The following is a 12,254-nucleotide window of genomic DNA, read 5'->3' as shown; positions in this document are numbered from 1 at the left end:
GTCCATCACTGCGCCGTGGCCCGGGGTGCGATGCGCGGCAGGTTCAACGCCTGAAACTTCGCGTTGAACTCTGCCAGATCGCGCGACATGACCTCGCGCAGCTTTTGCAGTTCGGCGTCTGTCTTTGCGCTCAAATCGGCAAAGACTTCCCGCGCCTGCGCGGTCGGAGCCGCGTCCGCGCTGTCCACGACACCGATCAACGCCGCCAGCTTGTTGTTGAGCCGGATGGGATAGTTGAGTGGGTCCTGGCTGCTCTGAATCTTCGTCTGTACCAGCGTTTCCTCAACGGCGGTGAGCTTTTCCTTGAGGGCCTTTGCCAGTTCGAGCAGTGGCTTGGCTTCTTCCCGTCCGCGCAACTGGCTTTCGACCTCTTCCACCTGCCGCCGGGTATCCCGGATGTTCAGAATGGCCTGATGCGTTTCTGAAACCTTGTCCCGGATGGCCACCAGCAGGTCAAACTGCGCCTGGAGGTCTTCCGGCGGCACGGCCACACGCGGGTCGGCGACGAGATCAAAGGTCTGGGTCTGTCGTACGTCATCGGCCCGAAGTGTGACGCGATAGGTTCCCGGCAGCACCCGTGGGCCGCGCAAGTCAGCCGCCCACAGCACCATGCCCGGTACGCGCGTCGGCCCCGGCAAACGCAAGTCCCACACGAAGCGGTTGAGGCCTGGTTCATACGTGAAGGTGTCGGTCGGCCCTTCGTCGCGGCCGGGCCTGGCCGGAGTCGTTTCGGCGGTTGCCTTGGCGCGTCCGGTGAACGTGCGCAAGGGCTTGCCGGCGGCGTCTTCAAAGGTGAGCGTCACCTGTTTGAAGGGCTTGTCGGGCAGCTCGAAAAAGACTACCGCCCCCACCGGCGGGTTGGCCCCGACGGTTGCCGTAGGCGGCGGCGCAAAGCCCCCAAACCCGCGCAACCGGTAGGTTTTTTCAGGCGCGTACAGCCTGACGCCCGCAGCCGTTGGCTGGGAGGTTGGCTGGGCGGCGTACTGCTGCAATACGGTCAGATCGTCGAGCGCCCAGAAGGAACGTCCCTGGGTGGCCACCACAAGCACGTTGTCGCGCGGCTGAATGGCCAGATCGGTAATCGGCACGGCCGGCAGGTTGAGTTGCAGTGACCGCCAGTTCGCACCGTCGTCAAAGGAAACGTACATGCCGGTTTCCGTCCCGGCGTAGAGCAGTCCCCGCCGCCGGGGGTCTTCCCGGATGACGCGGGTGAAGGCATCGGCCGGAATGCCGTTGACGATTTTCGTCCAGGTTTTGCCGTAGTCGGTCGTCTTGTAGAGGTAGGGCGCAAAGTCGTTGTGCTTGTACATCGTCGCCGCCAGGTACGCCGCGCCCGGCTCGTGCGGTGAGGCTTCGATGGCGTTGATCTGAATCCAGTCGGGCAGTCCCTTGGGCGTGACATTTTCCCAGGTTGTTCCGCCATCACGGGTCAGGTGCACCAGACCGTCATCCGTTCCCGCCCAGATGAGGCCGGCCGCTTTCGGGGATTCAGCCAGGGCGAAAATCGTGCAGTAATACTCGACGCTGGTGTTGTCCCTGGTGATGGGGCCGCCCGATGGCCCCAGCTTCGTCGGATCGTTGCGCGTCAGGTCGGGTGAGATGGGCTTCCAGCTTGCACCTTCGTCATCACTGCGGAACAACCGGTTGCCAGCGGCATACAGCGGATGCGGTGGATGCTGGGAAAAGATGACGGGAAAGTTCCACTGAAAGCGGTACTTCATACTTTCCGCGCCAGCACCCATCGGATTTTCAGGATACACGGTGATGTCGCGCACCTGTCCGGTACGCCGGTCGTAACGGGTCAGCAGGCCGCCGTAGCTGCCGGCAACAATGATGTCCGGGTTGGCCGGGTGTGGCGCAATCCAGCCGGACTCGCCGCCGCCGACATCTTCCCAGTCGCGCAGGCCGATACCGAAGCCACGGATTGTGCGGCTGGCAATGCCGACCGTGGTGTTGTCCTGCTGTGCGCCGTAGATGAAAAATGGAAACCGGCTGTCGAGGGCGACCCGGTAGAACTGGGCCGTGGGCTGATCGGTTTCCGTCCAACTGCGGCCGCCATCGGTGGAGACGGCCGCGCCGCCGTCATTGCCCAGAATCATGCGGTTTGGCTCATCGGGCGCAATCCACAGGTCGTGATGATCCGCGTGGGTCGTGGGCATGGGGGAAAACGTCCGCCCGCCGTCGCTCGAACGATGCCACTGCACGTTGAGCACATAGACGACGTTGGCATCCTTTGGATCGGCCTGAAGGCGGGAAAAATACCAGGCGCGCTGGCGCAGGTTGCGGTCGCCCGTGGTGCGCGTCCAGGTGGCGCCGCCGTCGTCGCTGCGAAAGATACCGCCTTCTTCAGCTTCAACGCTGGCCCACAGCCGGTCGGGGTTGGCCGGCGAAACGGTGACACAGATTTTTCCCAGCACTCCCGTGGGCAGCCCCGGCTTGCGGGTCAGTTCCTGCCAGGTCTCGCCGCCGTCGGTGCTTTTCCACAGGCCGCTTCCAGGACCGCCGCTGCTGAAAAAGTACGGCCCGCGCTGTGCCTCCCACATCCCGGCGTAGAGAATGCGCGGGTTCGTCGGGTCCATGGCCAGATCGGCGCAACCGGCGCGGTCGCTGACAAAGAGCACGCGCTGCCAGGTTTTGCCGCCGTCGGTCGAACGATAGACGCCACGTTCAGGATTCGGCCCAAAACAGTGTCCCATGGCAGCCGCATAGACGACCTCCGGGTTGGTCGGATGGATGCGAATCCGGGCAATGTGGCGCGTGTTTTCCAGCCCCACGCGCCGCCACGTCCGGCCGGCGTCCGTGGATTTGTAAACGCCGTCGCCGTGCGAGACATTGCCGCGCCAGGTGTGTTCGCCCATGCCGACGTAGATGACATTCGGATCACTGGGGGCAACGGCAATGGCACCGACCGAGCCGGTACGGAACGAGCCATCTCCAAGCGGCTGCCAGTTGACGCCACCATCGGTCGTTTTCCACACACCGCCGCCGGTAGCGCCAAAGTAGTACAGGTTGGGCTGTCCGGGGACGCCGGTCACAGCATCCACCCGTCCCCCGCGAAAGGGGCCGATCAGGCGGTACTTGAGTTGGGTATAAGCCTCGGCTTTGGCTTCCGGTTTGTCACCGGCGGACGGTTTGGCCGCCGTCTGCTGCGCCCGCACCAGCGGTGTTGCGGTCAACAGAGCGGCAATCCACAGGGCGAGCCACCACCGGACGCGCGCCGGTGAACTGGCATGAGAACTTGGTTTCATGGTCAGTCGTGTTCTGTACAGAAAGTGTCAGAGGTTGTCGTGGGGGGAGTCAGGGTTCACGGTTGGCGAACGCCGTAGCGGTCGAAATACACCATTTCGGTCAGGTCACGCGCATGTTCCCAGCCTTTGGTTTCAAGTTCGGGTTGGGCGGGAAATTCGCTGACATACCCGACGCACAGGTAGGCCACCAGCGTCAGGTGCGCCGGAATGTCGAGCCGGGTTTTGACCGTTTCCGGCTCAAGGATGCTGACCCAGCCGACGCCGATGTTTTCGGCGCGCGCTGCCAGCCAGACGTTCTGCACGGCGCAGACCGTCGAGAAGACGGCCGTTTCGGGCATGGTCTGGCGTCCCAGACCGCGCCCGCGCTGGGTCGTCGTGTCGCAGGTGAAGCACAGGTTGAGCGGTGTCTCGATAATGGCCGCCAGCTTGAGGGCATCATAGGCGCGGCGGTCGGCGTCCGTATAAACTTCAGCCGCAGCCCGGTTGACGCTTTCAAAGTGCGCGTGAATCTGCCGCCGTACTTCCGCATCCCGAATGACGATGATCTCTGTCGGCTGCATGAAGCCCACGGATGGCGCCGCAGCGGCCGCGCCGAGCAGCCGCCACAGGATGGCATCGGGGATGGGTTGTGGCAGAAAGGTGGAGCGAATGTCCCGCCGGGTGTGGATGGCCCGATAGACGGCCGCCCGTTCGGCTTCTGAAAACGTCCAGTCGTTCATCAGCCGCCTTCACGAAACTCCGGGTAGAGCGTCATGCCGCCGTCCACGTAGAGTGTCGCGCCGGTGATGTAGTCCGAAGCATCCGACGCCAGCCAGACAACGGCGCGTGCAATATCTTCCGGCTCGCCCACCCGGCCATAGGGAATGAGTTTGAGCAGCGCTGCCTCGGCTTCGGGCGTCTCCCATGCGGCGCGGTTGATGGGCGTCCGAATGGCGCCGGGCGAGACGGCATTGACGCGAATCTTTTTCTCGGCCACTTCCTGCGCCAGCGATTTTACGAGCAGCGACAGACCGCCTTTCGAGGCAGCGTAGTTGACATGCCCGGCCCAGGGAATGACATCGTGAACGCTGGATATGCAGATGATTTTGCCCAGAGCGGACGACACCTCCGGGCGCGCTTCCTGGGCGAGAAACTGCCGGACGGCTGCGCGGGTGCACAGGAACTGCCCTGTCAGGTTGACAGCCATGACGCGCTCCCAGGCTTCAAGCGTCATCTCCACAAAAGGCGCATCGCGTTGCAGGCCGGCGTTGCCAACGAGGATGTCAAGTCGTCCAAAGGCGTCGAGCACGGCGGAAAACATGGTGGTCACTTCGGCTTCGACGCTGACATCAGCCCGGACGATGATGGCCCGACCGCCAGCCGCCGTAATGGCGTCGGCCACCGACTGCGCGCCGGCCGGGTTTCCGGCGTAGTTGACGGCCACGGCCGCGCCGGCCCGGGCCAGTTCACGCGCCACGGCCGCGCCAATACCGGAACTGGCGCCGGTCACAAGCGCCACTTGTCCCTGCAACACTTCACCGATGTCCACCTTGGGGGGCATGTGATTCTCCTTGTGGGTGGGGAGGGGTTCAGTTTTGCATTTCGGCCTGAAGCGCCAGGCGAACCTGCTGAAGCTCGGTTTCGATGGCGGCCACCGAGCCAGCCACATCCGGGACGTGCTCTGCACGGGCGGACGTTTCCAAGGCTTCGCACATGGCCATGAGATTCTGCGCTCCAATGGTGCTGGCGGCACCGCGTAACTTGTGCGCCGCCCGCTCCAGAGCGCGGATGTCATTGGCGGCTTGGGCAGCGTAGAGCTGCTCGAAGGTCACTTTGGCGTTGTCGAGAAACGTGTTCACCATCTCAGCGAAAAAGCCGTCGCCGTCATCGAGGGCCTTGAGCGCCGCGATGGTTTCCGGGTTGAGCGAACTCATAAGCCAGACTCCAGGTTGAGGAAGCTCAGCCAGTTTCCAGGAGCGTCAGCGACGAGACGGCGAAGGTTGGTGCGCCACCAGACAGCATAGCTTGCCATGTCCGGCTCAGTGAAGCGATGCTCAATGAAATCAGAAGCTCCGGCGCGCAGGACAGCCACATCCAGCGGATAGCTCACATCACTGGCGCTCGTCAACGTACAGTCGAACGCCAGCAGCGCCGCCTTGAGGGCCGCTTCAAGAGAACAGCCGTAATCCAGCATCCGGTCGAGAATGGGCTTGCCGTAGAAGGCATTGCCGATAATGGCGTAGGGCGATGACTCGCCGATTTCGACCCAGTTGGCCTGGGGATAGACCAGAAACAGCCGGTGTTCACCGTCGTCGGGCAGCCGTCCGCCAATAATCGAAAAGAGGTCAAAGCGCAGGCCGTCGCGCTCCAGCATAGCATGGTCTTCGCGCACGACCCGCCGTACCTGCTCGCCATAGGCATTGACGAGTTCATACAGCCGGCGGTGGATGACGGTTTCGCCCCGGAGCCACTCGTCAAAATACGTCACCACCTTGTCGCGTGCGGAACGCAGGCCCGAAGTCATGACGAAGACCGGCGCGGCAGCCGCGCGGTGGATGGTCAGCTTGCGCGAGGTACGGCACTCGGTCCCGGAAGTAATGCGGGTGTCGGCGACGGCAACCAGCCCTTCCACCGTCTTGATACCGAGGCAAAAGGTCATAGGCACAATCCTTCAGTTGGGAAAAAATGTCGCGGCAATGGCATCGCCGGCGGCATAGAGGTCACGCCGGAAGCGGTTCAGAAACGGACGGGCGTCGCGGGGTGACTCCGGCGGAAGAATATCCTCGACGCCGGCGTAGTCGAGCTGCGCCGCCAGCCGTCCCAGCCGTTGTTCGGGCAGGTTGGTGTAGGTGCCGGGCAATGTGCCGGAAATGGCATGGACGGATTCCACGCAGCGCAGCAGGCAGTAGTGCGCCGCCCGTGGAAACTCCCGGCTCAGCAACAGGAATTCAAAAACCCGGCGTGGTTCGATGCGGCCGAAGCGTTTGCGATACATCTCAAGGGCGCTGGCAGCGCGCAGCAGGCCCGACCAGTGCAGATCGTCTATGAGGGAGCTGCCGGCGAGGGTCGTGGCGTTGAAGCGCTCAACCCCCAGAATGCAGGCCGTTTTGTCGGCGCGTTCGAGCAGCCGTCCGATCCGGTTGAAGTGCCAGGCTTCGCCGTGGGACATCGTTGAATCCGTCACGCCAACAAACAGGTGGCTGGACATTTTCACCTGGGTGAAAAAGGCATGCGGCATGGCACCGAACCGCCCCTGGGTGGCGGCGCTTTTGACATCGAGGTAGAACCGGTTGGCCTGCTCCCACATTTCCGAGGAAATGGTGTCGCGCACACAGCGGGCATTTTCCCGCGCCCGCGCCAGCGTGGTCAGAATGGAGTTGGGGTTTTGTTCATCGAAGGTCAGGTAGCGCAGTACGGCCGCCGGGGTGGGCGTGCCGTAGCGGGCGGCGAAGTCAACGGGGTCGCCCACACTGGCGACGAGTTCGACCCAGGCGGCCGTGTCATCGGCCGGCAGGTCGAGCGTCAGCGTCATGGTGGCATCCACGAAGCGGGCAATGTTTTCCGCCCGTTCGATGTAGCGGCTCATCCAGAAGATCGAATCGGCAACCCGGCTCAGCATGGACGTGGCAAAATACGGCGGACAGGCTCAACACCACCGCCAGAAATCCATCTCAGAGATACAATAAACGGCATGGAATATCATCCGTGGCAGGGGGATGACCTGCCATAGTTCACTGGTCGGGCAGGATGGTTGTCAGAAGCCAAATCTACAGGCATGAAGCTGTGATGCAAAGGGCCAGCGCGACACTTTGGAAACCAGACGAACAGCAGGTGGACGAGCGTCTCCTGGAGACGGTGAAGCCGGACTCTGGCTTGCCGTATAGTATGCGATAGTGTATAATAATGCTTGTGGAAAGCACTATAAGCACAGGCAAGGCGGCAAAACTCCTTGGTGTCTCAGTCAAGACGTTGCAGCAAAAAGGCCCAACAATGCAACTAACCCACAAGATCGCTCTTTGTCCGACTCCTGAGCAAGTGGACTACTTCAAGTGCGCCTGCGGCACGGCGCGGCGTGTTTGGAACTGGGCGCTCAATGAGTGGAACAGGCAATACGCAGCAGGCGGCAGGCAAAACGCCATGGCGCTCAAAAAACAGTTCAACGCCATCAAGTACACCGACCCGCAGTGGCTCGATGAGAACGGTCGGCCTTGGTTGCAAGACATTCACCGGGATGCTCACGCCCAGCCGTTCAGGAATCTCGCCAAAGCATGGGAACGGTTCTTCGCCAAGGAGGGCAAAGAAGCGCACAAGCCACGGCTCAAGAAAAAGGGCCGTTGCCGCGACAGCTTTTATGTTGCCAACGACAAGTTCCGTCTGGTCGGTAAGACGATCCGCCTACCCAAGATCGGCGAAGTCGCCATGACCAAGGAGCTGCGCTTCGCGGGCAAGATTTTGGGCGCAACGGTTTCTCGCACCGCGGATCGTTGGTTTGTGGCAATACAGGTCAAGGTGCCTGATGCGCAATTTTATCGGCGTCGCACGTCGCACGAGGTCAACGGCATCGACCTGGGCATCAAGGCTGCCGCAACGGTCTCCAGCGGTGAAGTCATCGAGGCGCCAAAGCCGCTCAAAGCAGCGCTGCGCCGTCTGGAAATCCGTAGCCGACGTCTCAGCCGCAAGCTGGAAGCCGCCAGGAAGGCAGCAGGATTTGAACGCCCTGCCCGCCTGCCTGAAGGAACGCGCCTGCCGGTATCGAACAACCGGCAGAAGTCCGCTGCGATATTGGCAAGGCTCCATGCCCGCATGGCCAATATCCGGGCGGATTTCACCCACAAGCTCACGACTCGACTCTGCCGCGAAAACCAAGCGTTAGTGATCGAGGATTTAAACGTCAAAGGGATGCTGCAGAACGAGAAACCCGCCCGCGCCATCTCTGACGTGGGTTTTGGGATGTTGCGCTCGCAGTTGGAATACAAGGCCCGGCGCTACGGTACTCAGCTTACCATCGCTGATCGCTGGTATCCAGGCAGCCGACTGTGCTCCATCTGTGGCTGGAAGAACGAGGCGCTGACATTGAGAGAGCGAACATGGGTGTGTGCTCAATGTGGTGCGCACCATGACCGTGACCTCAATGCGGCGCTGAACCTGAAACGGCTGGCAACCGAAACTGCCCTACCCGTGGCGAGTCCGTCCAGCAATGGCGGCGCTGCGGCGGGGACCGTCCCCGCCGCAGTCGGGAAAGTCACGCCTGTCAGATACGACGGTGGTCAACAAGACACGTCGGGGCAGGAAGAGAACCGTGCGCACTTTTGCGCACATTCTTGATAGCAGCACCGTCCGCAGGCCATCTCCATTACAGCCTTTGAGATCGATCCCAGGCTGATTCCCTATCTCCGTCTTCCTCCAGCAGAACAGGTCGCCTTCGAGAACCATCTGAACTTCTACCACGTACGAGGCGCTGGTTTGCCGGTGAACCTGGCCAGGGGGCTTGCCGCGTTTCTCAATTCGACCCTCGTGGATACTTACTTTCGCCAGTTCAGCGGTCATACCCAGGTCAACGCCACTGACCTCCGCTCACTGCGCTATCCGGCAAGAGACAAATTGGTGCGGATTGGCCAGCACATCGGCACAACCTTTCCTGACCAGGCGGAGGTTGACCGCCTGGTGAGGGAGGTGGTGAACCGTGGCTGAGCAGGCTGACACCAGGGAGAGCGGTGCTTGATGAGCATGGCAAAATGCCAGACGTTATCGTTCATTTGCCGAAGAAGCATTGGCTTGTTCTCATCGAGGCCGTCACCAGTCATGGTCCCATCAACGTCAAGCGTCAGCACGAACTCAGGGAGCTGTTCAAAAAGGTCCCGGCTGGCCTGGTTTCCGTCACCGCCTTCCCTACCCGTCGGGCGATGGCCAGGTATCTCTCCGAAATCGCATGGGAGACGGAGGTTTGGGTCGCAGAAGCGCCAGGTCACATTATCCATTTCAACGGCGAACGCTTTCCTGGTCCGTATGAATGACAGGTCTGGCTGACAACCGGCTGGAGCGGACAGGATTCCACGGCTGAATTGACCGGTAACGGGGTCGGTTCGACCCGGAGCTTGTATGTCGCCAACACTTCAAAAAGCCCTTCGCTTTACAAGCCGTCGCCTGATGGCCGGGTTTACCCTTGTGGTGCTCATCATCGGCGGGCTGGCCGTGGCCTGCTCCAACCTCGTGCGACAGTTGCGCGCAGCCGAGGCCCGGGTGGCACGAAGTCTGGAAGTACTGCACCTGACGGCAGATGCCCGTGAAGCCGCGTTGCGTACGCGCCTTCACGTCCGCGGCTATGTCATCACCGGCAAAGAAACCTACGTCGCGGAAGCCACCCAGCAGATTTTTCAGATTCAGCACATCCTGCTCCAACTTCAGGCCAAGGTTGGGGATCATCCCTCCCAACGGGAATACATCCGGCAACTCGAACAGGTCATACTTGAAGGCAAGGACTACCTGGATTGGGTCATTGCCCTGCGGCGGACCAACCGTGAAGCAGCGTTCGAGGCGGTGCCCGGCCCTACCGGCAACGCCCTGGCCGAGCGCATGGATCAACCGCTGGAAGCTATTGTGCAGATCGAGCAAAAACAGTTGGGGGAAGCATTGGCGCTGGCGCGCAGCAGTGCCGAAGCCCTGGAGTGGCTCATCCTGGCGAGCGTGGGCATCATCGCAGCCCTGCTCGTTGTGGCCTACTTCATCGTGGCGCGTGAACTCAACAAGCGCCGCACACTTCTTTCCCAACTCGAATACGCCCGTGATGCCGCCCTGACCCTGGCACGCCGGCAATCCGATTTCCTGGCCAACATGAGCCACGAAATCCGTACGCCGATGAACGGCATCATGGGCACGAGCGAACTGCTCCTGCGTACGCCCCTGGCTCCCAACCAGAAAGACCTGGCTGAAACCATCCGCTACAGCGCCGAGTCGCTTCTGGTCATCATCAACGACATTCTCGATTTCTCGAAGATTGAAGCCGGCAAGCTCGATTTCCAGGTGAGCGACTTCGACCTGCGGGCCACTGTGGAGCAGGCCGTGGAGACTGTGGCCGCCACGGCCCGCAAGAAATCCCTTGAACTCGTCACGCTGGTGTACCGCGATGTGCCCGAACAGCTTCGTGGCGACGCCGGCCGGCTGCGGCAGGTGTTGCTCAATCTCGTGGGCAATGCTGTGAAGTTCACCGACCGGGGCGAAGTCGTCGTGCGGGTGACAAAGCAGGCTGAAACCGCAACCCACGTCACCCTGAAGTTTTCCGTAACCGACACCGGGATTGGCATCCCCAAAGAGTTTCAGGAAGACATTTTTGAGGCATTTGCCCAGGTGGATGCCTCGCGGTCACGCCGTTTCGGCGGGACGGGTCTGGGACTGGCTATTTCCAAACGGCTCGTCCAGATGATGGGCGGCGAGATAGGCGTGGAAAGCGAAGTGGGCAAGGGTTCAACGTTCTGGTTTACCGCCACGCTCGAAAAAGCCGAGGCGGGGCAGCCGCTCTCCACTTACGAAATGTGGTTTGGGTTGCGGGCGCTGGTTGTGGACGACAACACCACCAACCGCACAGTGCTGGCGCAACTGCTGACCGACTTTGGCATGTTTTGCGAAGTCGTGGCCAGCCCAGAGGAAGCTCTCGCCGCTCTACAGGAAGCTGTGACGCAGGGCGAGCCATTCCGGGTGGCGCTGCTGGATGCCTACCTGCCGGCGATAGATGGGTTGTCGCTGCTACAGCGTATTCGGGCGGAAAAGGCCTTTGACACCTTGGACTGCATTTTGCTCACACCGCCGCCATTGCCCGACCCGGCCGAACTCCAGCGGCTGGGGGCAGCGGCCTGCCTTGCCAAGCCGGTACGGATGACGGCACTCAAGGAAGCGCTTCGGACGGCGTTGGGCCGAACCCGCCTGCCTGCCACGAAGACCAACTCGCAGGAAACCCCACGCCCCACCATCACGACACCCACGAGCATACCCCGGCCCGATGTCGCCCAACCCAGGGGCGCCCCCCCCCAGGGCGGCCAGCCGAAAACCGTCCTGCTGGTTGAAGACAATGTCATCAACCAGCAGGTGGTGCGCCGCATGCTGGAAATCCTCGGCTACCAGGTTTGTGTGGCGGTCAATGGATTTGAAGCCCTCGAACGGCTCCAGACCCAGCCACCGGACGCCATTCTTATGGACTGTCAGCTACCTGAAATGGACGGCTACACCGCCACGCAGCACATTCGGGAGCAGGAACGCACACTGGGACGCCACGTGCCCATCATTGCACTGACGGCCAATGCCTTGGCCGGCGAACGCGACCGCTGCCTGGCCGCCGGGATGGATGACTACCTGGCCAAACCCTTCAGGATGAAAGACCTCGAAGAGGTGATGCAGCGGGTACTGGGCGCGGCTTCACAGCCGACACCAGCCGCACAGTTGGAACACCGCACCGGAGAAATCCCGACTGAAAACGCGGAAAGTGAGGCCGCCCTGCTGGATGCGGATGCGTTCTGGATTGGCACCGGCATCACCCCCGGAAGCCACGGCGCCCAGCAACTGGCACAGCAGATTATCGCTACGTTTCAGGCCGATGCCGCAGCTCAGATGCAGCAATTGCGCGCCGCTATTGAACGGCAGGAGGCCAAAGAGGTGCGCGCCATTGCCCACCGTCTCTACGGCAGTGCCGCCCAGCTTGGCGCACGCCAACTGGCACAGGTGCTCAAACGCCTCGAAAAAACACCGGACACCAGCACGTGGCCCGAGCAATTCCGGGCTGTGGAAGAAGTGCTTGCGGCTACCAAGTGTGCCTTTGATGAAACGCTGCAGCCGGATGCCGCTGCCCCTCCGCCGCGTGGCTAGCGCTGCGTCTGCCAGTGCAGTGTGGCTTTCTGATCACAACCGACCTGCTGAAACAGACTTGACGTTGGCAAGCAGCATTAACAAATATCGTCCGTGGTAGGGGAAAGAGCCGGTCAACGGTTTGGCCGCAAGCTCTCCTGACTGGCCCCACGGTTCCTTATCGCTGATTAAGGC

8 protein-coding genes and 1 pseudogene are annotated in these 12,254 nt (G+C 61.8%); 3 read left to right on the top strand and 6 right to left on the bottom strand.

The genetic code is table 11. The annotated features are described in order from the left end of the window. Positions 1-5: 5 nt before the first annotated feature. Genes J8C01_RS11355 through J8C01_RS11330 form a run of 6 tightly spaced genes read right to left on the bottom strand, consistent with a single transcriptional unit; the run spans position 6 to position 6,846 of the window. Complete coding sequence (locus J8C01_RS11355) at positions 6-3,248, bottom strand: VPS10 domain-containing protein (RefSeq protein ID WP_211433010.1); 3,243 nt, start codon at positions 3,246-3,248, stop codon at positions 6-8. A 56-nt stretch (positions 3,249-3,304) separates the two neighbouring features. Beyond that, a complete protein-coding gene (bluB, locus tag J8C01_RS11350) occupies positions 3,305-3,967 on the bottom strand; it encodes a 5,6-dimethylbenzimidazole synthase (protein WP_211433009.1) in 663 nt (220 codons plus the stop codon). Further along, positions 3,967-4,788 (bottom strand): SDR family oxidoreductase, encoded by an 822-nt coding sequence (locus J8C01_RS11345; RefSeq protein ID WP_211433008.1) that lies wholly within the window; start codon positions 4,786-4,788, stop codon positions 3,967-3,969. The genes bluB and J8C01_RS11345 overlap by 1 nt, the downstream gene beginning before the upstream one ends. Positions 4,789-4,816: 28 nt before the next feature. Continuing rightward, on the bottom strand, positions 4,817-5,161 hold the full coding sequence (locus J8C01_RS11340) for an Hpt domain-containing protein (RefSeq protein WP_014101463.1): 345 nt from the start codon (positions 5,159-5,161) through the stop codon (positions 4,817-4,819). Continuing rightward, on the bottom strand, positions 5,158-5,886 hold the full coding sequence (locus J8C01_RS11335; protein ID WP_014101464.1) for a peptidase: 729 nt from the start codon (positions 5,884-5,886) through the stop codon (positions 5,158-5,160). The genes J8C01_RS11340 and J8C01_RS11335 overlap by 4 nt, the downstream gene beginning before the upstream one ends. Positions 5,887-5,898: 12 nt before the next feature. Next, positions 5,899-6,846: an alpha-E domain-containing protein gene (locus tag J8C01_RS11330; protein WP_014101465.1), complete on the bottom strand. Its 948-nt coding sequence runs from the start codon at positions 6,844-6,846 to the stop codon at positions 5,899-5,901. A 371-nt stretch (positions 6,847-7,217) separates the two neighbouring features. On the opposite strand from J8C01_RS11330, the gene J8C01_RS11325 reads away from it, so the two are divergent. The 3 genes and pseudogenes from J8C01_RS11325 to J8C01_RS11315 all read left to right on the top strand — a co-directional run bounded on the left by J8C01_RS11325 (position 7,218) and on the right by J8C01_RS11315 (position 12,080). After that, entirely contained in the window at positions 7,218-8,552 is a 1,335-nt protein-coding gene (locus J8C01_RS11325; RefSeq protein ID WP_211433007.1) for an RNA-guided endonuclease InsQ/TnpB family protein, read from the top strand. Positions 8,553-8,651: 99 nt separating this feature from the next. Continuing rightward, positions 8,652-9,241: pseudogene (locus J8C01_RS11320) on the top strand (BsuBI/PstI family type II restriction endonuclease); the annotation flags it as partial. Between the two features lie 85 nt (positions 9,242-9,326). Next, complete coding sequence (locus tag J8C01_RS11315) at positions 9,327-12,080, top strand: response regulator (protein ID WP_211433006.1); 2,754 nt, start codon at positions 9,327-9,329, stop codon at positions 12,078-12,080. Positions 12,081-12,254 lie beyond the last annotated feature (174 nt).

It is taken from the genome of Chloracidobacterium sp. D (assembly GCF_018304685.1).
Lineage (GTDB): Bacteria > Acidobacteriota > Blastocatellia > Chloracidobacteriales > Chloracidobacteriaceae > Chloracidobacterium > Chloracidobacterium thermophilum.
The sequence above is the reverse complement of the archived record's forward strand: the minus strand, read 5'-3'. Positions and strand labels throughout refer to the sequence as shown.